Here is a 24,554-nt window from a genome sequence, read left to right on the forward strand (position 1 = left end):
GCTTTCGTTCCTGCATGGATTCCATGCTGACCATCACCGACGTGTCACGGCGCAGCGGCGTCGCCTCTTCGGCATTGCGTTTCTACGAGGAGCGCGGGCTGATCGCTTCCGAGCGGGCCGGCTCGGGGCATAGGCGCTATCCGCGCTCGGTGCTGCGCCGGATCGCCTTCATCGTCTTCGCGCAGCGAATTGGGCTGACGCTTGAGGAGATCGGCGCCGAGCTCGCCAAGTTGCCAGCCGATCGCGTGCCGGCGCGTCGGGATTGGTCGCGGTTGTCGGGTCAGTGGACCAAGCGCATCGACCAGCGCATCGCCGAGTTGCAGCGCCTGAGGTCCGGGCTTACCGAGTGCATCGGTTGCGGCTGCCTGTCGATCGACCGGTGTAGCCTTGCGAACCCTGCCGATATGGCAGGGCGCAAGGGGCCGGGGCCGAGATATTGGCTGGGGTGAGTTGCCGTTACGGTGACAGTGTCATCACGCCATTACGGTGACAGTGCACTTTTTGCTATGTTCGCTCGGCTGTCGCTGTGTGTAGTTGAACGCACGGCTCGACTTGCATCGCCGCGCTGCAGATGTCGGCATCTGAACGGCCGGTGGGCAGCGAACCACTTCTGGACCGGATCGCCGAGTAAACCGGAAAAGCCGTGAAATCGGGAAAACGCGGCCAGGCGGGGAAAAGAAATTGGTGCAATTGCGGTAGGGACGCTCATTGCTGAGCGCCCCCGCACAGAACCGGACGGGCCCATTAAGGCGGGTTGCAAATCCTTCATCGCAGTGGACTTCCACCACCTACTCCCTGCCGGTCTCCCGGCCGCACCTGTCACCGCAATAGAAAAGCCCTCACTACGAAGCACTGACACGGACACACGGATCGCGCTGCGCAGATCGCGTCCCGGCTAAGGAAGACTACTTCGCCGGCAATCCCGCCTTGATCAAGTCGGTCACCTGTCGGTCCAGCACATCGTTGCTGACAAAAGTGATTTCCCGCCATTTTTCAGCCGACCAACTCGGATCGACCTCCAGTGCCTTCTGTATGTTCGCTTTTGCTTCGTCCAACATCCCCATGTTGACGTGGTTGATGGCCTTGATCACGGGAATGTGGACCACCCAGTCGTCCTGCTCCTCCATGACGGAGGCCGACTCCTGGTATTTGTCGCCTGCCGTCAGCGCCCAGCCCTTGAACCACAAATACAGATAGGACAAAGCCGGATCGTTCCGGATGCCGAAGTCGGACCATGAAACCGCCTTTTCCGTATCGCCAGCTCCGGTGGCTACATCAGCCAAGACAGCAGCCATGTATGCGTCACCGGGTGCCATGGCGATTGCCGCTTCTGCTTGAGCCAGGGCCTTCTTGAAGTCACGCTCGACGTGACTTGCATATGCAAGAAGCCAGTTTCCCAACTTCTTCTCCAAAGGCGACAGGTTCGGCTTGGCCATGCCCTCCTTTGCCATCTTTCCCACGAGGCGCAGGTCTTCCTCGGGATGGTTTGACCATCCGTTGCTGGCGCGGATGTAATACAGAAAACCCATCTTGAACTTCAGGAGTGAAGAGTCAGGGTATTTGGCAAGCGCCTCCGTCCAGATTTGATAAGCTTCCTCTGCCCCCTCCGGCGTGTTTTGAAGAAGCCTGTCATGACCTCGGAGATAGTAGTCGTATTCTTCCAGGCTCGCGGCGTCCTTGCTCCATGCCTCGCTGTAACGCGAACGCTTTATCTGTCCGGTGTCACTGGCCAGCGCTCCGACGATCTTCTCCGTAACCGCGTCCTGCAGCGCCATCGGGTTGTCTCCCGACTGATCAAACTTCTCCGCCCAGACGTGAGCCCCTGTCTTGGCATTGACAAGCTGCGCGACGATACGGACCTGATCCGCGTCTTTCCTTACGCTCCCTTCGAGAACGTAGGACACGTTGAGGTCCTTGCCGATCTGCCGGACGTCTGTGGGCTTACCCTTGTAGGTGAACGACGAGTTTCGGGCTATGACCGACAGGTCGGTCGATCTTGCCAGGCCAGCGATAATGTCCTCGCTGACGCCATCGCTGAAATAGCCAAGGTTCGGATCGCCGCTCATGTTGTCAAATGCGAGCACGGCGATCGAGGGAGCACCGGCGGATGCCGGAGTGCCGAAAAGATCGAAATAGAGCCACGCCCCACCGGCCGCCGCAAGCACGGCTACAGAAGCCGCGGCTGCCCACGGCGCGTATGGATTTCGACGCTGGGAACGGGACCTGATCTTTGGAGCGCCTTCGATCTTGACGCGGAAGACAGGCACGGGCTCATCGATGTTTTTCATCCGATGATTGCCCATCGGCTCGAAGCCGAAAGCCAGCTTCTTCTCCACTTCCTTGGCGACTTTGCCCGAAACGTAAACGCCGCCCGGCTCGGCCATCTGTTCTAGGCGCGCAGCGATGTTGACGCCTTCTCCGTAGAAGTCCTCGCCGTCGATGATCACTTCTCCAAGGTTCACGCCGATCCGCACGTTGATGCGGTCGTCCTCCGGAACAGATGAATTCCGTTCCGCAAGCCCACGCTGCAGGGCGACCGCGCATTCGACGCCGTCCACTACGCTTGCGAATTCTGCCAGCAGCCCGTCGCCCATGAGTTTGAAGATGCGGCCGTGGTGTCTCGCTATTTCGGGTTCGAACAGTTCCTTGCGGCCGGCGCGCAGGCGTTCAAAGGTCCCCTGCTCGTCGGTCTCCATCATTTTGGAGTATCCAACGACATCGGCTGCAAGAATAGCGGCAAGCTTCCGGTCCATAAGCGGACCCCACAGCACCAAGCATCAACACAATACCACAAATCTGCACGAGAGGCAGTAGCGGTCGAATCTAAGGTCTCAGGGCGAATCCAGCTACCTCATCGGGCGTCGAGACAAGCGCTGTACGAGCGCTTTAACGGGAGAAAGGAATTCCTAGTGGTGATCGCGTCGTTGATCTTTACAAGCTCGCCATCACCCTCCCTGACGACGATGAAGGAGTAGTTTTTGACAACGCCATGCGTCGAACTGGCGGTCTCCACGTTAGACTCGATTTGAATTACGAATTACGGTGACAGTGCACTTTTGTCGTGCTCGGTGGCAAAGGCCGGCCTTATTGATGTCGGGTGCGCCAGGCGTCGAGCTTCCTCCTTGTCGCGGATAGCGATGTCTGAAGGATCAACGAGGACGTTGCCAAGGCGCAACAGGTCCGACAGCGCGGCGCGAAGTTGCAGCCAGGAATTATGATCCTGAGGCCAGACCAAGCGTTTGGCGCGCCTCGTTGACGGTGGCCACACGCCGACCAAACTTCTCGACTGAGGCCGCCGCGAGTTCGACGAGCGCCGCGTTGCTGCGCGCCAGGCGTTCCCTAGTGATCCTGATATTATCCTCAAATCCGGTACGCACTGCGTCTGCTCCGCGCGCCAACGCCCATTGCATCACGATCGTCTGGTTGCGGCCTATTCCGGCCGCCGTCCAGGTGGATTGCGGAAACAGGAATTTCGCTTCCCTGAGGAGCACATCGAGCAATCTCTCCTCCGCAGGCAGTGCGTTTTGCACGCCCATGACAAACTGGATGTGCGGGCGTTCACCCATAAGTCCCCCGTCGGCCAGCCGCCTGGCAGTGTGAAGGTGCGAGAGGTCGAAGATCTCGATCTCCGGCAGCACGCCATTTGCCTTCATCGCGGTTGCGAGATCAACGATCAGGACGGGATGGTTCTCGTAGACTATGGACGGGAAGTTGACCGAACCGGTCGAAAGCGACGCCATGTCCGGCTTCAGATAAAGTGCCGAGCCACGCGCGGCAGGATCACGACCGCGCCCGCCGGTCGAGAACTGGACGATCATGCCGGGGCAGTGCCTACGCACCCCCGCCTGAACGGCAGCGAAGCGCGTTGGTTCAGACGATGAACTCTGATCGTCATTGCGCACGTGGATGTGCACCAGCGACGCACCTGCTTCAAAGGCTTCCTGGGTCGACTCGATCTGTTCGGCCACGCTGATTGGCACCGCAGGATTGTCTTCCTTGCGCGGCAGCGAGCCGGTAATCGCAACGGCGATGATACAGGGTTCAGGCATGGCGATACACTATCGGTCGCCCTGGTCCATGAGCCAGCGGATCGCGAGCGGATACCCCTTGGCGCCAAGCCCAGCGATCACGCCGGTGGCGACCTTCGATACCAGCGACCGATGATAGATCTCCTCGCGGCGATGGATGTTCGAGATATGCAGTTCGACGATCGGGCCCGGAAACATTTTGAGCGCGTCAAGCACCGGAATCGAAATGAAGCTCAAACCCGCGGGGTTGATCAGAATGCCCGCGCCTTCGTCGATCGCCTCATGGACCCAGTTGACGATTTCGCCCTCAATGTTCGACTGGTGAAAACGGATCGGATGGTCGCCGGCGGCGTCACGGCACATCCCCTCGATTTCTGCGAGTGTCGTCCTCCCATAGATCTCCGGCTCGCGCATGCCGAGCCGGTTGAGATTTGGGCCGTTGAGAACGAAGATTGGCTTGGTCATGGTCCTATCCTTGATAGCCCAGCAGGCGCGGCAGCCACAGCACCAGCGATGGGAAGAAGGTGATCAGCATCAGGGCGGCAATCATGGCGTAGAGAAACGGCATTACGTCGTGCACCAGGTCGCGCAGCGGCACCTCTGCGATACGGGTCATGATGAACAGCAGCAAGCCGTAGGGCGGGGTGACGAGCCCGAGCATGATGTTGACGACGACCATTACGCCGAAATGCACCATGTCGACGCCGAGCACCTTCGCCGTCGGAATCAGCACCGGCACGATTACCAGCAGGATAGTCGTCCCCTCCAGCACGCAGCCCAGTAGCAGCAGCAGGATGTTGACGAGGATCAGGAAACCCATCGGCGAAAGATCCCAGGACTGCAGGATCACCGACAGGGACTGCGGAATGTTCTCAACCGTGACAACGTAGTTGAACACCAGGGCGCCGGCGATGAGCATGCCGATCGAGGCGGTGGTGCGGGCGCTGTTGAGAAGCGCATGGTAGAGTTGACCCGGCGTCACGCTGCGATAGATCGCGACCGAGATGAGCAGCGCGTAGCCGGCGGCGACCGCCGCAGCCTCGGTCGGGGTCATCACGCCGCCCCTTATGCCGACCAGCAGAACGACCGGCAGCATCAGCGCCGGAAATGCGCGCAAGGTGATCCCCGGAAATTCCCTGAGCGGCACCGGCTTCTCGACCGGAAAGTTCTTCCGGCGCGCGTCGATGGCGACGATGATCATCTGCGACAGGGCGAGAAGAAGGCCCGGCACGATACCCGCAATGAAGAGGTAGCCGATGGATGCATCCGAGATTAGCGCGTAGATGACCAGCGGAATTGACGGAGGAATGATCGGGCCGATGACGGAGGTGACGGCTGTCAGCGCAGCGGCATAGCTCGCCGGGTACTTGCCATCCTTGGTCATGAGTTGCTGCATCATCTTGCCGGTGCCCGCGGCGTCGGCGATGGCCGAGCCGGACATGCCGGCGAAGATGATCGACTGCAGTACGTTGACCTGCGCCAGGCCGCCGCGGAAACGGCCGACGACAGCGTTGCAGAATTGCAGCAGCCGGTCGGTCATTGTTCCGGCGTTCATTAACTCCGCGGCGAGAATGAACATCGGCACGGCTAGCAGAATGTAGCTTGTGTAGAGCCCGTTGAGCAGCTGCTCGGCGGAGGTGCCCATGTCGAGCCCTGCAAGCCAGAGATAAAGGATCGACCCGGCGATCATCGAGTGACCGATCGGCAGGCCAAGCAAGGCCAGCGCTGTGATCGCAACGACTGACAGCGAAAAGGGACTCGCGAGGTTCATACGCCGGAGCTCGCTTTCGTGGGGTCAAATTCCGCCGGTGCTTCGCCGCGCAGAGCACGCCACGCGAGCCACAGGTAGCGGGCGATTACGGCGACCACGAAGACGAGATAGATCGAGAACAGCCAGTCGAAGCGTATCTTGAGGTAGGCGGTGCTCTCGACCTTCATGAACGTCACGTAGTCGAAGACGGCCGGAAAGGACCAGCCATAGAGCGCGACGAGAGCGATCGCGAAGGCGAGCGTCATTACTCGCCTTATGTCCGGACCGACTGCGGCGTAGAGGAGATCAAAACGGATTTCCTCTTCTTCACGAACGACGAACGCTGCGCCGAACAGCACAACCCAGATCCAGAGTACGACGGTGAGCTCGTTGCTCCAGCCGGTCGGCCAGTTGAGAAGGTAGCGAAAAGCAACCTGCAGCAGAAACGCGGCGAACATGGCGCCGATTGCGGTGGCGATGGCGTTCTCGGCGCGCCGGTAGAGCCAGCCGCCGACCTTTCTCAATCCCGGGTTCATAATGCCTCCCTGGCGGCCAAACAAGTTGAGGCCGGCCGGTCACAAGCGGACCTGCCGGCGAGTTTTGTCGCGTCAAAGCGCGTTGATCTTGTCGACCATCCCGGCCGGCCATTCCTTGGCCAGGTCGGAGGCAAGATATTGCTCCTGCACATGCTTGCGGAATGCAGCGACATCGGGCTCGTAGATCTTCAAGCCTTTGCCCTTGAATGTTTCAACGAGTTCCTTCTCGCGCGTCAGGTGTTTTTCTGTCGAGAAGTCGATCGCCTTGTCCGCCGCGGCCTGGACCTTTGCCTGCTTCTCGGCCCCCATCTCCTCCCACACCTTCTTCGAGATGCTGAGAAGGTCGAAACCGACAAGGTGCGAGGTGAGGACGATCTGCGACATGACCTCGTAGAACTTCATGTTCTCCACGTTGGGCAACGGGTTGTCCTGCCCGTCGATCGCGCCTGTCTGCAGGCCGGTATAGACCTCGGCGTATGCCATGGGCGTAGGGTTCGCGCCGAGCGCCTGGCCGAGGAATTGCCAGGCGTCGCCCCCCGGCATACGCAGCTTGATGCCGGCCATGTCGCCGGGAGTCTTGATTTCCTTGTCTGGCTTCAGGCCGACCTGGCGCAGGCCGAAATAGGTGGGACCAAGCACCCTCACGCCGAGCTGGTCCTCGGTCATCTTCTTCAGCTCCGCACCGGCATCGCTGGCAAAGAACGCCTTCAGGTGCGCGGCGTCGCGGAACAGGTAGCCGGCGGTGACGATAGACCATGCCGGAATCTGCTTGGAGATGTCCTGCGGGGCAACGTTGCCCATTTCGAGGTTGCCGCGTTGGATGGCGACAAGTTCGGTGCCCTGCTTGAACAGGTTGCCGCCGTAGTAACCCTCGAAGGCAAAGTCGTCCTTGATGGCGTCGGCGAACATTTTCATCATCTCGGCCCGGATGTCCTGTTCCGAGAAAACAGCCGAGAAACGCAGCTTCGGTTTGTCCTGCGCGAATGCAGGAACGGCGGTCCCGGCGGCGAGTGCGCCAGCGGCGACCATAAACAGGCGTCGGTTCATTTCAGCTTTCATGTCGATTTCCTCCCTGTGGTCTTCATACAATTATAGGCGTCATTGCCTTCATGCCGCGGCCTCGAAGTGATCCGCCATGGCGCGGCGGTCGGCCTTGCGTCCAGTGAAGAGTTCGAAAGCTCGGACGGCCTGGTAGATCGCCATGCCGATGCCAGGCAGCGTTCTGCAGCCGATCGTGCGGGCAGCGCGCAACAGCTCTGTTTCGGTCGGGAAATAGATTATGTCGGCGACCCATTGTTCGGCTCTCAGAAGGGCCGCGTCGAATGGTGTGCCGGGGTATTTCGCCATGCCCACCGGGGTCGTGTTGACGATGCCGTTTGCCATGCGCACCGCTGCGGCCGGATCCGGCCATGCTTCGACGCGGCCGCCGAACAAGGCGCCCATGCGCGACGCCAGGTCCGAGGCGCGATCGGGTTGGCTGTCGACGACGAACAGCCGGCCAACGCCCATTTCCATCAGCGCGTTTGCGACTGCGGCGCCCGCTCCGCCGGCGCCGAACATTGCGACGCAGCCCATCGATGCGCCTGTCATCGCCTCGCGAAAACTCTGCGCGAAACCCCAGCCGTCGGTGTTGTGGCCTTCCTTGCGTCCGCCAGCGAACACGACCGTATTCACCGCGCCTATCGCGCGCGCTTCCGGCGACAACGCATCCAGGACGGGAATGACAGCCTGTTTAAACGGATGAGTGACGTTGAGGCCCTGAAAGCCGGCAATTTGCGCCGCCGCGATCAAGTCGCCGATCGCCGCGTCCGGAAATTCGAGCCTGTCGAAATCGAGCAAAAGATACGAATAGCCGATGCCGAGGCGCCGGGCTTCACGCTCGTGCATGCCGGGAGTGCGCGAGGACTGAATGCCGCGTCCGACGAGGCCAATCACGACCTTTTCGCTGTCGCCGCTGGCGGCGCCCTTATGCTCGTCCGCAAGACGGCAAAGGAGGTCGACAAGGCTGTCGCCCATCTCCCGAAATTCCTCCCTGTCGCGCGCCGCCTCCCAGCCCAAATGCGGCAATTCCTGGATCGCCCTTGTGTTCACGCCAAACGCGCCGGTAAATGAGTCCGTCGCGATTTGCGAATGATGTACTAACTGGTTAGTTTAGTCAAATGCCGGCTGCGCCGGGGCGGGAACTCGAACTGCATGGCCGTTATCAAGAAAGAACGAAAACCGAAGCCGGACGCGAGCACGACGCGTATCCAGGACCCTGAGGGCACGCGCCGCAACATCCTGGAGATCGCATCCAGGGAGTTTGCACTGAACGGCTTGTCGGGCGCGCGCATAGACGAGATTGCAGCGCGCACGCGCTTCAGCAAACGCATGATCTACTACTACTTCGGCGATAAGGAAGGCCTCTACCTGCGCGCGCTCGAGAACGCGTATCGCCAAGTGCGCGAGGGCGAGGCTCAACTTGATATCGAAGGTCTGCCCCCCGTGGCGGCACTGGCACGCCTAGTGGAGTTCACGTTCGACCACCATCACCGACACGAGGAATTCATCCGCATGGTGATGATCGAGAACATCCATCACGGCCAATACCTCGAACAATCGGATGCGATCCGCGAACTGAACGTGACTGCGATCGACCATATCTCTCGCATCTATTCACGCGGTGTCGAAGAGGGGGTCTTCCGGCCGGGACTCGACGCGGTCGAACTCCATTGGCAGGTAAGCGCGCTGTGCTTCTTCAACGTTTCCAATCGCACCACCTTTTCGATGATCTTCGGACGCGACTTCGGCGCGCCGGCACAACTCGAGCGGCTCAAACGCAACAGCGTGGAGATGCTGTTGCGTTTTGTCGCGAAGGACGAAGCTCCCGCAGAATGCTGAGCGCGCCGAAACTTGCGGTGCTGCCAGCGTTGCCTTAGTCTATGTACGAACTGGTTCGTTCACAACGAACCAGGGAGGAGGCGCGTTTGAAGACTTCGATCGCGACGGTGTCGATCGCCGGTGACCTGGCGGAGAAATTCGCGGCAATTTCCGCCGCCGGCTTCGACGGCGCTGAAATCTTCGAGAACGATTTCCTCGCCTTTGACGGCTCACCGCGCGACGTCGGCCGAATGGCTGGTGACACAGGTCTGACCATAACGCTCTTCCAGCCGTTCAGGGACTTCGAGGGTTTGCCGGAGCCGCAGCGCAACCGCGCCTTTGATCGTGCCGAGCGCAAGTTCGACGTCATGCAGGAACTCGGCACCGACCTGATGCTGGTATGCTCGTCGGTGTCGCCGGTCTCGCTTGGCGGGATCGACCGGGCGGCCAAGGATTTTCACGAGCTTGGCGAGCGCGCCGCCAAGCGCGGTCTGCGCGTCGGCTACGAGGCATTGGCCTGGGGGCGTCACGTCAACGATCATCGCGATGCGTGGGAAATCGTGCGCAGGACTGACCATCCGAACGTCGGGCTGGTTCTCGAGTCCTTCCACACGCTGGCCCGCAGGATTGAACTCGGCTCCATCCGTTCGATACCCGCGGACAAGATCTTCATTGTCCAACTCGCCGACGCGCCGCTGATCGAAATGGACTTGCTCTATTGGAGCCGGCACTTCCGCAACATGCCAGGCGAAGGTGATCTGCCGGTGCGACAGTTCATGCAGGCGGTCGCGGCAACCGGCTATGACGGCTATCTGTCGCTCGAGATTTTCAACGACCAGTTCCGTGGCGGGTCGGCAAAGGCGATCTCCGTCGACGGACGGCGTTCGCTCGTATGGTTGATGGATCAGGTGCGGCGTGAAGAACCGGCACTTGACATGGCCATCCCGCCCATGCCCGACCGCATCGGGGTTGGAGGGGTCGAGTTCATCGAGTTCGCGGCCGATCGCCAGGACGCCGAACAGCTTGGATCGCTGTTGCGCATGCTCGGCTTTGTCAAGGCCGGTCGGCACGTCTCGAAGGAGGTCACGCTCTACCGCCAGAGCGAGATCAATATTGTCATCAACACCGAGCGGCAGGGCTTTGCCCATTCTTCCTTTGTTGTCCATGGCACGTCGGCATACGCGATGGGCCTGAAGGTCGAGGACGCCGCCGCCACGGTCGCGCGCGCCGAGGCACTGGGCGCGGAGATCTTTCACCAGCGGGTCGGGCCCGGCGAGTTGTCGATCCCGGCGATCCGCGGCGTCGGTGGCGGGCTGATCTACTTCCTCGACGCCAAGACCGACCTGGCGAAGGTCTGGGACATAGAGTTCACGCCGGTCATGCCGGCAAGTTCCGGCAATGGCGTCGGCCTCACCCACATCGATCATGTCGGGCAGACCATGGCACAGGAGGAGATGCCGAGTTGGCTGCTGTTCTATGTCTCGATCTTCAGGACGACCAAGACCCCCATGGTCGACATCGTCGACCCGGCCGGCCTCGTGCGCAGCCAGGTGATCGAAGGTCTGGACAAGCGGTTCCGCCTCACGCTGAATGGCGCCGAGAGTCACCGCACGCTGGCCGGCCATTTCATCGCCGAAACCTTTGGTTCCGGCGTCCAGCATCTGGCACTCGCGACGGATGACATCTTTGCGACGGCGGCGAAGCTGCAGGCCAACGGCTTCGAACCACTTCAGATATCGATGAACTACTACGACGACGTAGAAGCGCGCTTCGGCTTGGATCCGGAGGTCGCCGATCGGTTACGCTCAGCCAATATCCTTTATGACCGCGACGACAACGGCGAATTTTTCCAGCTCTATGCGCCGACATTCGGAGAGGGGTTCATTATCGAGTTCGTTGAACGGCGCGGCGCGTATGCAGGATATGGTGCGCCGAACGCACCATTCCGCATCGCCGCGCAAAAACGATTGATGCGGCCCAAAGGAATGCCAAAGATATGACCGCTATGAACTTTGCTTGCATCAACGGCGCGACGATCCACTATCGGCATCGTCCCACAGCAGGCAGGCCGACGGTCGTCTTCGCGAACTCGCTCGGCACGGATATGCGCATCTGGAACGAGGTCGAGCGAAGGCTCGCCGACGATTGTACGTTCGTTGCGTTTGACAAGCGCGGACACGGTCTGAGCGAACTGGGTGACGCGCCGCAAACAATCGAGACTCATGCGAGGGACCTTGCAGGGCTGCTCGACCATCTTGGCGTAAGGCGCGCGGTGATCTGCGGCCTTTCGATCGGCGGCGTCATTGCGCAATGCCTTTACAAGACTCGGCCAGATTTGATCGAGGGGTTGATCCTTTGCGATACGGCAGCGAAAATCGGTACTGCCGAGATGTGGAACGGGCGCATCAACGCGGCCCTGTCGGAGGGCATCGCGAGCTTTGCCGACGACGTGATGCGAAAATGGTTCACGCCGAATTTCCATAAGAATCGCGGCGAGGAACTGGCAGGGTATAAAACGATGCTGACGCGCCAGGATCCGGCCGGCTACGCTGCTGCCTGCGCGGCTATCCGCGACGCCGATTTCACCGCTACGACCGCCGCGATCAAAGTGCCGACACTCTGCATTGTCGGCGATCAGGACGGATCGACGCCGCCGGAACTGGTCGAAGCGCTGGCCCGCTCGATCCCCGCCGCAGGCTTCGAAGTCATCGCCGGTGCGGGCCACATCCCATGCGTCGAGCAGCCGGAAAGGCTCGCCGGGCTGATCCGTGGCTTCCTGACCGACATGCGAAGAGAGCGCAAATGAGCAAGCAACAACACGGCGCCCGACACGTCGAAGGGATGGCGGCGCGGCGTTCTGTCCTGGGTGATGCCCATGTCGACCGCGCAGAGGCGGCCAAGACCGAATTCGACATTCCTTTCCAGGAACTGATCACGGAGGCTGCATGGAGCCACGTCTGGTCTCGGCCGAACATCACCAGGCGCGAGCGTTCCATGCTCACCATCGCGCTGCTCGCCGCGCTGAAGCAGGATGAAGAGGTCGCGATGCATATCCGCGCCAGCGTCAACACCGGGGCGACGCGCGACGACATACGCGAGGCGCTGCTGCATGTGGCAATCTATGCCGGCTTACCGGCGGCAAATCACGCGATGAAGATCGCCAGGAAGACGTTCGACGAAATGGACGCTCAGGCCGGCAAATCATGACCAGCTCGCGCGTTCCCGCCAACCGCACGCCGGAAATCGGCGCCTTCTTTCAGCGCGACCGCAACTGGCATCCGCCGGCCTTCACGCCAGCCTACAAGACTTCCGTGCTGCGCTCGCCGCAACGGGCGCTTCTTTCCCTCGACAACACCCTGTCGGAGCTTACGGGGCCGGTCTTCGGCCACAATATTCTCGGTGAACTGGACAATGACCTCATACACAATTTTGCCGGGCCGGGCGAAAGCGCGATCGGGCCGCGCATCCTTGTCTATGGCCGCGTCCTCGACGAGCGCGGTATCGGCGTCGCCGGCACGCTGCTGGAGGTGTGGCAGGCCAACGCGGGCGGACGCTACCGACACAAGAAGGAAACCTATCTCGCGCCGCTCGATCCGAACTTCGGCGGCTGCGGCCGCACCATCACTGGCGAGGATGGCTCCTATTGTTTCCGTACGATCCAGCCGGGGCCATATCCCTGGCCCAACGGACCCAACGACTGGCGTCCAGCTCACATCCATTTCTCGATCTTCGGGCACGGCTTCGCGCAGCGCTTGATCACCCAGATGTATTTCGAGGGCGACCCGATGATCTGGAGGTGCCCGATCGTGCGGACCATCAACGACCGCCGCGCTATTGAAGGCCTCACCGCCGCGCTCGACATGGAGGCAACGATACCGATGGATGCGCGGGCATACAAATTCGACATTGTACTGCGCGGTCGCCGCCCGACGCTGTTCGAAAACCGCATCGAGGGCAACTGATGGTCCAGGGTCTCAGCCGCCTGAAGGAAAGCGCCTCGCAGACCGCGGGACCCTACGTCCATATAGGGCTGACGCCCAACTTTGCCGGTATCTCGGGCGTCTATGAACGCGACCTTGGCACCGCGATGGTCAACGACAAGACCAGGGGCGAACGCATCAGGGTCAATATCCGGGTGATCGACGGCGCCGGCTCGCCGCTGAAAGACGCGCTTGTGGAGATCTGGCAGGCGGACGCGGCCGGCATCTACAATTCGCCCTCGGATCTGCGCGGCTCCGCTGACCCGAATTTTACCGGCTGGGGCCGGCTGCCCACCGACATGACGACGGGCGAATGTATGTTCGAGACCATCAAACCCGGTCGAGCGCCCTTTTTTGACGGCCGCAAGATGGCGCCGCATTTGACGGTCTGGATCGTCGCGCGTGGAATCAACATTGGCCTTCACACCCGCATGTATTTCAGCGACGAGGAAACGGCTAACGCCGAGGATCCCGTCCTGATGCGCATTGAGCAAAGGGAGCGCGTGTCGACGCTGGTCGCGCCGCGCGATGGCGACATCTATAAGTTCGACATTCATCTCCAGGGCATCAACGAGACGGTCTTCTTCGACATATGATCGCAGCATTCGACAATCCCCTCCTGTCCGGGCTTCTCGGCGATGAGAAAATGGCGACGCTGCTCGGCGTCGAGGCCGAACTTGCGACGATGCTGCAATTCGAGAAAGCGCTCGCCGATGCAGAAGGTGCACTCGGCATCGTCCCGGCGGCTGCAGCAAGGGCAATCGGGCGCGTCCTCGACAACTTCCGGCCGGAAATCCAGGCCCTGAGGGACGGAACGGAGCGCGACGGCGTCATGGTGCCGGAGCTCGTGCGGCAGATCAGGCATGCTGTGGGAGAGCCGCATTCGGAGCATGTGCATTTCGGTGCGACCAGCCAGGACGTGACCGACACGGCCATGATCCTGAGAATTCGCGCCTGTATCGACCTATTGGAAGAACGGCTTTCGGCTCTGGTGGTCGCCTTCGCCGATCTCGGCCACCGGTTTGGCGATCGCCCGCTGATGGCCCGAACCCGAATGCAGGCAGCGATCCCGATTTCCGTCGCCGACCGCGTCGCAAGCTGGCGCGAACCGCTGGTGCGCCACCACGAGCGACTTCAATCGGTGCGAGGATCGGTTCTCGTCATCCAGTTCGGCGGCGCCGTCGGGACACTCGAGAAGTTCGCAGACAAGGGCGCCGCCGTCCGTGCCGCGCTGGCCGAGCGGCTGAGCCTCGGCGACGCGCCGCAATGGCACAGCCAGCGCGACCGCATCGCTGAACTGACCAACTGGCTGTCGCTCGTGACGGGCGGCCTCGGCAAGTTCGGGCAGGACATTGCGCTGATGGCGCAGGCAGGCGACGAGCTCCAACTGGCGGGCGGCGGTTCATCGTCCGCCATGGCGCACAAGCGCAATCCCGTCGACGCCGAGATGCTGGTGACGCTTGCCCGCTACAACGCAGTCCAATTGTCGGGAATGCATCATGCGCTGATCCATGAGCAAGAGCGCTCTGGTGCAACCTGGACGCTGGAATGGTTGATCTTGCCGCAGATGCTCATGGCGGCTGGAGCATCGACCTGTGTCGCGGACAGGCTGGTCCGAACCATAGCGGCAATCGGAGGCTAAGTTTACTGAGTCAATGCGGTGATCGCACGCTGTCTCAGGCCCTGACGCTGCGCTAAGCCGGCACCATAGGCGGCAGCCGTGTCGAACACCCGCGCGCCATCGCCAGCGGCTTGCGACCGGATGTTATCGACCTCGCCATAGATGATCGCGGTATCACGCCAGCGCGCGGCGCCACCCGCCGCCCAGGTGCCGATCCCGATGCGCGGTACCGAGCGGCCATCCCAAAGCTCCATTATCTGCATGCCCCGCCTCCATTATCTCAACGACGCAGGCTGGCGTGGCGGGCATCCTCGCGGATCTCTTCGCGAGAAATGCCAGCATCCGCCAGTGTGCTGTCTGGGGCCTGCCTCAAGCTCGCAAGCGTCTGGCGATAGGCAAGCCAGCGGGCGAAACGGCGTCGAAGTTTATGGAACATGATCGTCTCCTTTGGCGCGCCGAATGCCCGCGCGCTTGGGTTGGTCGAAAGCGCAAAGCATCTGCGCGATCCAAACGATTGCGCTGGCTTCTTGGCCAGCCGAGGCGCTGTCACCGTCGCTCCAAGCAGGAATGTCCAACGCCTTCAATGACTGCATACTTGCGCGTGACGCCCGCTTCGCGCTACTGCCACGGTCGCAAGGAGTTTTTCATTTCTGCAAAATGGATATCGACTGGGACGATCTGAGGTTGTTTCTCGACGTTGCGCGGCTGGGTGGCTTGAGCGCAGCGACGGGAACCACGCGCCTCAGCGCAGCCACCCTTGGACGACGCGTCGCCGCGCTCGAAAAGCAGATCGGCGAACCGCTGTTCGTGCGTCAGCAGACAGGCTACCGGCTGACCCCGGTCGGTGAAGAACTGCTGCGGCGCGCCGAAGATGTCGAGGCAGCAATGCAGTCGCTGACCCGCTGGCGCGAGGGGAACCTGCCCGACCGCATTGTCCGCGTCTCGGCCGGGCCATGGACCTCAGCCTTCGTTTCCGCCCATATCGGCGAGATCTGGACGGTCGATGACGGCATAAGGGTGGAGCTCGTCACCACCACCGACCGCGTCGACATCGGCCGCCGTGCCGCCGACATCGGCATCCGCAGCGAGCGCCCGACCGAGCAGTGGCTGGCCGGCCGTCAGAGCGGCAAGGTCGCCTACGCCATTTATTCCGGACGCCACCTGATCAACGGCATCGCCGCCGGGTTGTTCGTCGGCGTCACCGGCGAAGGGGCAAACATTGCCTCGGCGCGCTGGCTGCGTGCCCATCACGGCGACCGCATCGCCGTGCGCGGCAACAACACCCATTCGGTGCGCGAACTGGTGGCCGCCGGCGCCGGCCTTTCGATCTTTCCGTGCTTCGTCGGTGACTGCGATCCGCGGCTGGTTCGCGTTGCTCTGCCTATCCCCGAACTCGAAACCGAACAATGGATCGTCACCCATCACGAGGAACGTCACTCCCCGCCGGTACGAAAAGTCGCCGACCGGATTACCGCCTTGATGCGGGCGCACCAGCCGCTGTTTCGCGGCGAGACGCCGATCCGGTAAGCCTCAGGCGTCGATCGGCCGCCAGCTGAGCCGCATGCTGGCACTCATGCACTGGCCGAACTCCCGCGCCGTCAGGCCTAGGCCGTAATACCTCAACAGGGACTCGAACTCGCCATGCCGCTGCGTCCAGCCGCTATTCGCGGCACCGACCATCGAGTCCAGCGGACGCTTTGTTCCATTGCTGACCACCATCAAAAAGAGCGCTGTTAACCAAATTTTCTAACCCGCCAATGCTTATTCGCGAGACTGAAGGAGTGAGGTGATCGATGTGCGATTCAAACATAAGCGCATTTCCGCTGCATCGGCGGCGGAAATTGGTCGAAGGGATCGCCCTGGTCCTGGAGTCCAAGAACGGGGAGGACGCGAACGCCTTCTGGCGCAACACCGCCAAGGCAATTCTCGTTCAACTATCCGAATCAGGAATTGCACCCGGGCTGGCCGAACAGGAAGTCGGAAAGCTTCTTCATGCTGTCTTGGATTATATAACCACCCGCAGTGCGGCGAAACTGGCACAATAGCATCGGCTGGCTCACGACGATGGATTGCCGCGTGGCACCACTGCATCCGTCAAATGCAAGGTTTCTCAATACGGATGAAAAGATCGGCGCGGTTCGTCGAAATCCTCACCGTTGCAGACCAGCCGGTCGGGTCATGAAGGCTCGGATGAGCCCTGACGCCTTTTACTGCGCAACGGGGAGGAAATCCTGCGCATGGGCGCGATCACGCCCGGTCTATTTAGCTGCGCCCCATCATGCGCGCCTATAACACGAAGAAGTCGTCCACTGTGAGGAATGTGCTCGGGTCCAGGGCGGCAAACTTAACAGTCGCCGCCCCTCCTGCCCCGTCCACATCGAACAGCAGATCGCCGGTCTCCTTGTCGTAAATGATGTGGTCGTTGTCATCGATGGCGTGCTTGCCGACGACGAAAACCGCAGCGGAAAGCGAGCCGGCCGACAGCCCGACGAATGCGGAGCTGTCCAGCCAGAACACATCGTCGAGGGCATTGAAGTCTCCTATCCTGTCGTAGTTCGCCGGCCCAAGTGCGTCGAACACGAAGACATCCCTGCCCCCCTCGCCGGCCAGCCGGTCGCGGCCGGCGCCGCCATTGAGAATGTCGTCGCCAGCACCACCTCGCATGTCGTCGGAGCCGGCGCCGCCGTCGAGGACGTCGTCGCCAGTGTCACCGCGGACGCCATCTGCGCCCTCACCACCGCTGATCTCGTCATCGCCAGCGCCGCCCTTCAGCCAATCGGTGCCCGCGCCTCCAATGATGTCGTCCGCGCCCGCGCCGCCGAACAGCTGGTCGTGGCCGGCACCACCGTCGAGCGTATCGTTGAACGGGGTGCCGCTGATGCGGTCGCCCCCGCCCAGCGCGGCGACGAGCACGGCATGATCATGGCTTGCGTAGCTCGCGATATTTTTGACGTCGGTCAGGGTAATGGATTCGGCCGGCGAAGTGACTGTGATCGTAATCGTCGCCACATTGCTGTTACCCTGGCCGTCCGTAGCGTAAACCGTAAAGCTGTCGGTGCCGATGAAGCCGGCCTCCGGTGTGTAGTCGAACAGGTTTCCGCTCAGAAAATCCGCATGATAGTGCAGGGTTGTCCCATAATGACCCTGGTGAAACGGGTAGTGGTTACCGTCGAAACTCGTCTCCTGCTCCAGGGTGCCGCTGTCCGGCCCGTCCAAGACGATAAAGTTCAAGAGATCGTAGTCGGCATCTGTCGCGCTGAACTTGACGTCGTCGAGAGATTGCGCCTGCGAAATCGACAAGTCCAGGTCGGCAACGATGGGCGCGTGATTAACGAAGGTGTCGGACTGAAGCACGCCCCCTTTCAAGATGATCTGGTGCTGACCGTATTGGGTGTTTTCGCCGCCGAAATATTCGTTCGCCCCGATCCATGTCACCGTGAGGTCGTCGGGGCTGTCGGCGCTGATCGAGACGATCCGGACCGACTGGAAGGCCGCCTGGTCGGACAGGGTGCGGAGAAAATTGCCTTCGTTGTCGAAGACCTGCGTTTCCACTGTCGTCCAGGTTTCGGTCCTGCCCTCGTGGCTGAAGCTGGTGATGGTGAAAAAGCCGTCGAAGACATCGACCGAAGCCAGTTCGACCCCACCGAAAGGGAAATCCGGCTTTGCGCCTATCGGTCCGATTACGTCGCCGTCTGTTTCCGTAATACTGAAGAGGACCGCGTCAGGGGTCGGATTGGGATTCTCGGGTTCGTTCCATACGATGAGTTCACTGCCATTGCTTAAGGTCGGCATCTTCCTTGCCTTTGCGCCTGGACGTGCTGCGGATGCCCCCAATTCCAACAGTAACATGTTACCCAAGACGGATCGGTGACAAACCCAACCGCCTTCGCCTTCTTCGAATGTGGTTAATTCTGTTTCTCGGGCGCGGAGTGATCATGCCCAACTGTCTGATTGGATGGAGGAGCGGGGCTTTCCGCCGACAAAACTCGGGTGGCCTTCACCATTCTCCGGGACTTCGTCCCGCTACACTTTCTCATTGAACGACGGCGACGCGCAAAAACTGCTCGCCTCCCAGCATGATGAAAGACACGACCGTCATCATCAGGCCACGTTGAATGCGTGCCTGCTTTATGATCCTGACGCGTGACGTTTTCAGCAGTTCTGTGGCCAGAACAGAGGTCCAGTCCGACCTCAAGACTTGGTACATCAGGTCACGGACATCGGCAAAGTAGCTGGGGTCGACATAGTACACCGGTGGGACCTTGGCACCATGACACGTCTTGCCATTGAATTCGCAGCACGCCGCTTGTGGGGACGTGCTGGTGCTGATGTGCATCGCTTACTTTCAGCCGATTACGCGCGCCGAACTGTCGTCCTTCTTCGGGAAGGAGATTTCTCGCGATCTGATCGGCCATCTGCGCGGGGCGAAGCTGATCGCTTCGGGCCCGCGCAGCCTGACGCCAGGCGCGCCATACACCTACGTTACGACAAAAGAATTCCTGCTGGAGTTCGGCCTCGACACGCTGCGGGATTTCGAGGCGCTTGAAGATGCCGGGCTGCTGTCGAAGGAGAAGCTGCTGGCTGGTGACATCATGCCGGGATTGAAGATATCGACGATAGTGGTGCGAGCATCGCGCTCGACGAATAGATGATCCCCATTTAGGGCCGGAGAACCCAGGCGACCTCGCCGCTCGTCAGAATGAGAAGCAGGTCGGAAGACCTCTATGCGAGAGCGGCTCTGTTCCTCCCGACAGAACCGCCGCACGTCGGGATGCGCCATGGCTCGTCAGATCCGCTTTAGCTCGAGCGCATGGCGATGCCTACGCAGCGGATAAACGCGAGATGTGCGTTCGCGCTCCCCGGTTAGCCGCTTCCTTGTCAAGGTTGATGATGTTCGATGTTTGTTCTATAGCAAGCTGTCGGTTGTGGTGGTCAGTTCAAAAAATTGATTTGTGCGGCACACGCGCTGCCTAGATGTTACGGACTTTGCATGAAGGGCCGATTACGAGGGGTAACCATGGTTCACACTGCACGCCTCCGCCATGTTTCTCTGACCGCCCCCTCCAGCAGAAACGTCCCTGCAAAATGGCTCGCCGCCGCGGCCTTCGCGGCGATCGGCTTGCTCACGGCCCCGGCCGCACAGGCGCAGGAAGCGCCTCCCGCGCCCGTCGTCACGGTAGCCAAGCCGCTGGTGCGCGATATCGTCGAGGACGATGAGTTCGTCGGCCGTTTCGAAGCCGTCGACCAGGTTTCGCTGCGCTCCCGCGTCGGCGGCTATCTCGACCAGGTCCATTTCCAGGACGGTACGCTGGTCAAGCAGGGCGACCTCCTGTTCACCATCGACCAGCGGCCGTTCAAGGCGGCGCTGAACCAGGCGCAGGCGCAGGTCGACTCGGCCAAGACCCTGGTCGAATTCAGCAAGATGCAGTTCGAGCGCGCCGAGACCCTGTCGCGCGAAGGCAACATACCGGTTTCGACACTGGACGACCGCCGCCGCGAATATCTCGCCGCCCAAGCGCAACTGGACGGCGCGGAGGCGGCACTTGAAAACGCAAGTCTCGATCTCGAATTCACCGAGATCAAGGCGCCGTTTTCCGGCCGGGTCGACCGCCGGCTCATCTCGCCGGGCAATCTGGTGCAGGCCGACCAGACCGTGCTGACCACCATCGTCTCGATCGACCCGATCGACTTCTATTTCGACATCGATGAGCGGACCTACTTCGCTTATGCGCGCGACGCCCGCGAGCGCGGCGGCGTCATGCAGGAGGGCGCCGGCGGCGTCGATGTTGTCGTCCGTGTCGCCGACCGTGATGAAGCGACGTTCAAGGGCAAGCTCGACTTCGCCGAGAACCGTCTGGACGAAGCTACCGGCACGATGCGGGCCAGGGCGCGCTTCGACAACAAGGACGGCGTGCTGCAGCCGGGCATGTTCGGCCGCATCAACGTGCCCGGCTCGCTGCCGCATCCGGGCGTGCTTCTGCCTGACGAGGCGATCGGCGCCGACCAGAACCGCCGCATCGTCTTCGTTGTCGACGAGGCAGGCCTGATCTCGGCCAAGCCGGTCCGCACCGGCCCGCGCATCGACGGCTATCGCGTTATCCGCGAGGGCCTCACCGGCGAAGAGACCGTGGTAATCAACGGGCTGGTGCGAGTGCGGCCGGGCGTCACCGTCAAGTCCGAGATGACCACGTTGCCGCCCAAGGTTGAAGCCGAAGGGCAGACGCAATGAACTTCGCCCATTTCTTCGTCAGCCGCCCGATCTTCGCCGTGGTGCTGTCGATCGTGCTCGTGCTCGTCGGCGGCATCGCCTATACGCAGCTTCCGGTCGCCCAATATCCCGAAATCGCGCCACCGACCATCGTGGTGCGCGCCTCCTATCCGGGCGCCGACGCCGAGACGGTCGCCGCGACCGTGGCGACGCCGATCGAACAGGAAATCAACGGCGTCGAGCACATGCTCTACATGTCGTCCTATTCCTCCGGCGAAGGCTCGATGTCGCTCACCATCACCTTCCGCCCCGGCACCGATCTCGACGCGGCGCAGGTGCTGGTCCAGAACCGCGTCTCGATCGCCGAAGCGCGCCTGCCGGAAGAGGTGCGCCGGCTCGGCATCACCACGGCGAAAAGTTCGCCCGACCTGATGATGGTCATCCATATGCTGTCGCCCGACGACACATATGATCAGCTCTACGTCTCGAATTATGCGCGTTCGCGCGTGCGCGACGTCCTGCTGAGACTGGACGGCGTCGGCGACGTGCAGATCTTCGGCGAGCGCGAATATTCGCTGCGCGTCTGGCTCGACCCGGAAAAGCTGTCCGCCTACGGCATGACCGCAGGCGACGTAGTCCAGGCGCTGCGCGACCAGAACGTCCAGGTGTCGGGCGGCTCGATCGGCGCGCCGCCGATTGGCGACGGCTCGGCCTTCCAGTATACGGTCACCACGCAAGGGCGCTTCGAAGAAGCGCGCGACTTCCGCTACGTCATAGTCAAGTCGACTGAGGACGGCCGCTTGATCTCCCTGCAGGACGTGGCGCGCATAGAGCTCGGCGCCAGGGACTACGTCACCAATTCCTATCTCAACAACAAGGCAGCGGTGGCGCTCGGCATCTTCCAGCGGCCGGGCACCAATGCCTTGGCCTCGGCGGAAGAAATCCAGGAGACCATCGCGGAGCTTTCGGAGGATTTCCCGGAGGGGCTGGCCTACGAGATCATCTACAATCCGACCGAGTTCATCGCCGAATCTATCAACGAGGTCTATGTCACCATCGCCGAGGCGATCCTGCTGGTGGTGATCGTCATCATCGTGTTCCTGCAGTCGTGGCGCATGGCGATCGTGCCGATCGTGGCGATACCGGTCTCGCTGATCGGCACGCTTGCCGTGCTGCTCGCCTTCGGCTTCTCGCTCAACATGCTCACTCTGTTCGGGCTGGTGCTGGCGGTCGGCATCGTTGTCGACGACGCCATCGTGGTTGTGGAAAATATCGAGCGGAACATCCGGCTGGGGCTCGCTCCGCGCGCCGCTGCGCACAAGACCATGGATGAAGTGGGAAACGCGGTCCTCGCGATCTCGCTGGTGCTGATCTCCGTCTTCGTTCCGGCGGCTTTCATTCCCGGGATTTCCGGCCAGTTCTACCTGCAGTTCGCCATCACCATCGCGGTCTCCACCGCGATCTCCGCATTCAACTCGCTGACGCTTTCGCCGGCTCTCGCTGGCGTGCTTTTCAAGCCCCACATAGAGAGACATTCGAACTTCTTCCTGGCAAGGATCGGCCGCGCTCTGGCGAACGGGTTCAACAACGGGTTCGACAGGATGGCGGACGGCTATGCGTGGCTGGTGCACAGACTGGTCGGCACGACTCTGGCGCTTGCCGCCATGCTGCTCGTCTTCGCAGGCCTGCTCTACGCGACCTATCACATGCTGCAGACGGTGCCGCGCGGCTTCATCCCGAACATGGACCAGGGTTATGCGATCGTCGTCGTGCAATTGCCGGAGGGCTCTTCGCTCGCCCGAACGGACGCAATCATCCAGAAGGCGTCGGATATCATCCGCGAGACGCCGGGTGTCGCCAACGCCGTCGCCTTCGCAGGATTCAACGGCGCGACATTCACCAACGCCAGCAATTCCGGCGTGATCTTCGCGCCATTCAAGAGCTTCGAGGAACGGCTCGAGAGCGGCGATACTTCCGACAAGATCATCGGCACGCTGTTTGGCAGCCTGCAAAGCATCCAGGAGGCCTTCATCATCGCGCTGCCGCCGCCGCCAGTGCGGGGCATCGGCAACTCCGGCGGCTTCAAGATGATGCTCCAGGAGCGCAACAGTGCCGACATGCGGCCGATTCTGGCGCTGGCCAACGAAATCGCCGGCAAGGCCAACCAGACGCCCGGGTTGATGGGCGTCTTCACCACCTTCTCGGCCTCCAGCCCGCAATTCTTTCTGGCGATCGACCGCGACAAGGCGCGCATGCTGAACGTGCCGATCCCCAACATCTTCGAGACGCTGTCAATCAATCTAGGCACCGCCTATGTCAACGATTTCAATGCCTTCGGTCGCGTCTACCAGGTGCGGGCGCAAGCCGACCAGGCTTTCCGCATCGATCGCGACGACATATTGAAGCTGAAGGTGCGCTCGGCGGCCGGCGACCTGGTGCCGCTCGGCACACTGGTCGAGATCCGCGACGTCACCGGTCCCTCGCTCGTGCAACGCTACAACATGTATGTCTCCGTGCCGCTTCAGGGCAATGCAGCGCCGGGCGTCGCCACCGGCACGGCGCTCGACCTGATGGAGGGGATCGCAGCCGAATCGCTGCCGCAGGGCACTTCCTTCGAATGGACTGAACTCGCCTTCCAGGAGCGGCAGACCGGCAACACGGCGGTCTTCATCTTCGGCCTGTCGGTTCTGTTCGTCTTTCTGGCGCTCGCCGCGCTATACGAAAGCTGGATTACGCCCTTCGCCATCGTACTTATCGTCCCGCTCAGCGTGCTGGCCGCCCTCTTGGGCGTCGCCATCCGCGGTCTCGACAACAACATCCTCGTGCAGATCGGGCTGATCGTGCTCATCGGCCTGGCGGCGAAGAACGCGATCCTGATCGTCGAGTTCGCGCGCCAAGGTGAGGAGCGCGGCCTTGACGCCGTCGAGGCGGCTGTCGAGGCCTGCCGGCTGCGGCTGCGGCCGATCCTGATGACGGCATTCGCCTTCATCCTGGGCGTGGTGCCGCTAGTGATCGCCAGCGGGCCTGGCGCGGAAATGCGCCAATCGCTCGGCACGGCCGTGTTCTCCGGCATGCTGGGCGTGACGTTGTTCGGCCTCTTCCTGACGCCGGTCTTCTACGTTGCTCTGCGCAGGACATTCCGGCGCAGGCGGCCTGAAGCCGGCCCGACCCTGGCTTCCGAGAGCGACGCAGCCGAGTAGACGCCGAGCCGATGAGGTGCCGGGTTCAGGCTGAGCCCGACCGGCGGGTTCCTGGATCTCGCGGAGGGATGGATCGGCGATCCATCCCTCGAGCGGATCGAGATGTTCCGGCGTGCCGTATCGCTCGCTTCGCCTCGTCCACGCCCAGGCCGTCTGGATCGCGCAGAAAAGCGCATCGAGCCGATCGCCGCTGGGGTCGTCGGCCGACCGACGAACAGGAGATAGAAACAGGCACAAGATCGCTTCTCCTGCCCTTGGATCGTGGTCAGGCGACAACATTCAATCTGAATACGGCGGGTATAGCGGAGCTCAAGTGACCCACTTTAGATAGACGTCGGCCACAAATTATTGATATTGAGCGACAATGGTGGG

At 61.6% G+C, this 24,554-nt stretch carries 23 protein-coding genes and 1 pseudogene; 13 read left to right on the forward strand and 11 right to left on the reverse strand.

Annotation, left to right across the window (positions count from 1 at the left end; all coding sequences use genetic code 11):
- Positions 1 to 14: 14 nt before the first annotated feature.
- Positions 15 to 449 carry a redox-sensitive transcriptional activator SoxR gene (soxR, locus tag NKH36_RS11580; protein WP_352962004.1) on the forward strand — a complete coding sequence of 145 codons (435 nt, stop codon included), beginning with the start codon at positions 15 to 17 and terminating at the stop codon, positions 447 to 449.
- A 456-nt stretch (positions 450 to 905) separates the two neighbouring features.
- Here the strand turns inward: soxR and NKH36_RS11585 are convergent, their stop codons facing one another.
- The 7 genes from NKH36_RS11585 to NKH36_RS11615 all read right to left on the reverse strand — a co-directional run bounded on the left by NKH36_RS11585 (position 906) and on the right by NKH36_RS11615 (position 8,405).
- Complete coding sequence (locus tag NKH36_RS11585; protein WP_352962006.1) at positions 906 to 2,753, reverse strand: adenylate/guanylate cyclase domain-containing protein; 1,848 nt, start codon at positions 2,751 to 2,753, stop codon at positions 906 to 908.
- A gap of 459 nt (positions 2,754 to 3,212) precedes the next feature.
- On the reverse strand, positions 3,213 to 4,049 hold the full coding sequence (locus NKH36_RS11590) for a 3-oxoadipate:acetyl-CoA acetyltransferase (protein ID WP_352962009.1): 837 nt from the start codon (positions 4,047 to 4,049) through the stop codon (positions 3,213 to 3,215).
- A gap of 9 nt (positions 4,050 to 4,058) precedes the next feature.
- A complete protein-coding gene (locus tag NKH36_RS11595) occupies positions 4,059 to 4,493 on the reverse strand; it encodes a type II 3-dehydroquinate dehydratase (RefSeq protein ID WP_352962011.1) in 435 nt (144 codons plus the stop codon).
- 4 nt (positions 4,494 to 4,497) lie between these two features.
- On the reverse strand, positions 4,498 to 5,799 hold the full coding sequence (locus NKH36_RS11600; protein WP_352962013.1) for a TRAP transporter large permease: 1,302 nt from the start codon (positions 5,797 to 5,799) through the stop codon (positions 4,498 to 4,500).
- Entirely contained in the window at positions 5,796 to 6,314 is a 519-nt protein-coding gene (locus tag NKH36_RS11605) for a TRAP transporter small permease (RefSeq protein ID WP_352962016.1), read from the reverse strand. Before NKH36_RS11605 ends, NKH36_RS11600 begins: the two co-directional genes overlap by 4 nt.
- A gap of 72 nt (positions 6,315 to 6,386) precedes the next feature.
- Positions 6,387 to 7,373, reverse strand: coding sequence for a TRAP transporter substrate-binding protein DctP (gene dctP / locus NKH36_RS11610; RefSeq protein WP_352962018.1), 987 nt, complete (start codon positions 7,371 to 7,373; stop codon positions 6,387 to 6,389).
- 48 nt (positions 7,374 to 7,421) lie between these two features.
- Positions 7,422 to 8,405, reverse strand: a complete 984-nt coding sequence (locus tag NKH36_RS11615) for a shikimate dehydrogenase (protein WP_352962021.1) — start codon at positions 8,403 to 8,405, stop codon at positions 7,422 to 7,424.
- Between the two features lie 102 nt (positions 8,406 to 8,507).
- Here NKH36_RS11615 and NKH36_RS11620 point away from each other — a divergent pair, with 102 nt between their 5' ends.
- The 7 genes from NKH36_RS11620 to NKH36_RS11650 all read left to right on the forward strand — a co-directional run bounded on the left by NKH36_RS11620 (position 8,508) and on the right by NKH36_RS11650 (position 14,795).
- Entirely contained in the window at positions 8,508 to 9,194 is a 687-nt protein-coding gene (locus NKH36_RS11620; protein ID WP_352962024.1) for a TetR/AcrR family transcriptional regulator, read from the forward strand.
- An 86-nt stretch (positions 9,195 to 9,280) separates the two neighbouring features.
- Complete coding sequence (locus tag NKH36_RS11625; RefSeq protein WP_352962026.1) at positions 9,281 to 11,173, forward strand: bifunctional sugar phosphate isomerase/epimerase/4-hydroxyphenylpyruvate dioxygenase family protein; 1,893 nt, start codon at positions 9,281 to 9,283, stop codon at positions 11,171 to 11,173.
- A 5-nt stretch (positions 11,174 to 11,178) separates the two neighbouring features.
- Positions 11,179 to 11,979, forward strand: a complete 801-nt coding sequence (gene pcaD / locus NKH36_RS11630) for a 3-oxoadipate enol-lactonase (RefSeq protein WP_352962092.1) — start codon at positions 11,179 to 11,181, stop codon at positions 11,977 to 11,979.
- Positions 11,976 to 12,380 carry a 4-carboxymuconolactone decarboxylase gene (gene pcaC, locus NKH36_RS11635; protein ID WP_352962029.1) on the forward strand — a complete coding sequence of 135 codons (405 nt, stop codon included), beginning with the start codon at positions 11,976 to 11,978 and terminating at the stop codon, positions 12,378 to 12,380. Before pcaD ends, pcaC begins: the two co-directional genes overlap by 4 nt.
- Positions 12,377 to 13,135: a protocatechuate 3,4-dioxygenase subunit beta gene (gene pcaH / locus NKH36_RS11640; RefSeq protein WP_352962031.1), complete on the forward strand. Its 759-nt coding sequence runs from the start codon at positions 12,377 to 12,379 to the stop codon at positions 13,133 to 13,135. The genes pcaC and pcaH overlap by 4 nt, the downstream gene beginning before the upstream one ends.
- Complete coding sequence (gene pcaG, locus NKH36_RS11645) at positions 13,135 to 13,749, forward strand: protocatechuate 3,4-dioxygenase subunit alpha (protein WP_352962034.1); 615 nt, start codon at positions 13,135 to 13,137, stop codon at positions 13,747 to 13,749. Before pcaH ends, pcaG begins: the two co-directional genes overlap by 1 nt.
- Complete coding sequence (locus NKH36_RS11650; RefSeq protein WP_352962037.1) at positions 13,746 to 14,795, forward strand: 3-carboxy-cis,cis-muconate cycloisomerase; 1,050 nt, start codon at positions 13,746 to 13,748, stop codon at positions 14,793 to 14,795. The genes pcaG and NKH36_RS11650 overlap by 4 nt, the downstream gene beginning before the upstream one ends.
- A 2-nt stretch (positions 14,796 to 14,797) precedes the next feature.
- Here NKH36_RS11650 and NKH36_RS11655 read toward each other — a convergent pair whose 3' ends face one another.
- Together NKH36_RS11655 and NKH36_RS11660 are read right to left on the reverse strand one after the other, a co-directional pair.
- Positions 14,798 to 15,037: a hypothetical protein gene (locus NKH36_RS11655; RefSeq protein ID WP_352962040.1), complete on the reverse strand. Its 240-nt coding sequence runs from the start codon at positions 15,035 to 15,037 to the stop codon at positions 14,798 to 14,800.
- A 17-nt stretch (positions 15,038 to 15,054) separates the two neighbouring features.
- The gene (locus tag NKH36_RS11660) at positions 15,055 to 15,210 is read right to left on the reverse strand and encodes a YjiS-like domain-containing protein (RefSeq protein ID WP_352962042.1); all 156 of its coding nucleotides are present in this window, start codon (positions 15,208 to 15,210) and stop codon (positions 15,055 to 15,057) included.
- 221 nt (positions 15,211 to 15,431) lie between these two features.
- Between NKH36_RS11660 and NKH36_RS11665 the strand changes: the two genes are divergently transcribed.
- Together NKH36_RS11665 and NKH36_RS11670 are read left to right on the forward strand one after the other, a co-directional pair.
- Positions 15,432 to 16,301 carry a LysR family transcriptional regulator gene (locus NKH36_RS11665; RefSeq protein ID WP_352962045.1) on the forward strand — a complete coding sequence of 290 codons (870 nt, stop codon included), beginning with the start codon at positions 15,432 to 15,434 and terminating at the stop codon, positions 16,299 to 16,301.
- A 266-nt stretch (positions 16,302 to 16,567) separates the two neighbouring features.
- Positions 16,568 to 16,819 (forward strand): DUF6074 family protein, encoded by a 252-nt coding sequence (locus tag NKH36_RS11670; protein WP_352962048.1) that lies wholly within the window; start codon positions 16,568 to 16,570, stop codon positions 16,817 to 16,819.
- Positions 16,820 to 17,060: 241 nt separating this feature from the next.
- Here the strand turns inward: NKH36_RS11670 and NKH36_RS11675 are convergent, their stop codons facing one another.
- Together NKH36_RS11675 and NKH36_RS11680 are read right to left on the reverse strand one after the other, a co-directional pair.
- A complete protein-coding gene (locus tag NKH36_RS11675; RefSeq protein ID WP_352962050.1) occupies positions 17,061 to 18,566 on the reverse strand; it encodes an Ig-like domain-containing protein in 1,506 nt (501 codons plus the stop codon).
- 241 nt (positions 18,567 to 18,807) lie between these two features.
- Positions 18,808 to 19,110, reverse strand: coding sequence for a hypothetical protein (locus NKH36_RS11680; RefSeq protein WP_352962097.1), 303 nt, complete (start codon positions 19,108 to 19,110; stop codon positions 18,808 to 18,810).
- Between NKH36_RS11680 and scpB the strand changes: the two are divergent.
- The 3 genes and pseudogenes from scpB to NKH36_RS11695 form a co-directional block, all read left to right on the forward strand.
- Positions 19,088 to 19,426: pseudogene (gene scpB, locus NKH36_RS11685) on the forward strand (SMC-Scp complex subunit ScpB); the annotation flags it as partial. The gene NKH36_RS11680 and the pseudogene scpB overlap by 23 nt on opposite strands.
- 365 nt (positions 19,427 to 19,791) lie before the next feature.
- Positions 19,792 to 21,003 (forward strand): efflux RND transporter periplasmic adaptor subunit, encoded by a 1,212-nt coding sequence (locus tag NKH36_RS11690; protein WP_352962053.1) that lies wholly within the window; start codon positions 19,792 to 19,794, stop codon positions 21,001 to 21,003.
- The gene (locus tag NKH36_RS11695; RefSeq protein WP_352962055.1) at positions 21,000 to 24,182 is read left to right on the forward strand and encodes an efflux RND transporter permease subunit; all 3,183 of its coding nucleotides are present in this window, start codon (positions 21,000 to 21,002) and stop codon (positions 24,180 to 24,182) included. Before NKH36_RS11690 ends, NKH36_RS11695 begins: the two co-directional genes overlap by 4 nt.
- Positions 24,183 to 24,554: the final 372 nt, after the last annotated feature.

This window comes from Mesorhizobium sp. M1312, from assembly GCF_040318115.1.
Lineage (GTDB): Bacteria > Pseudomonadota > Alphaproteobacteria > Rhizobiales > Rhizobiaceae > Mesorhizobium.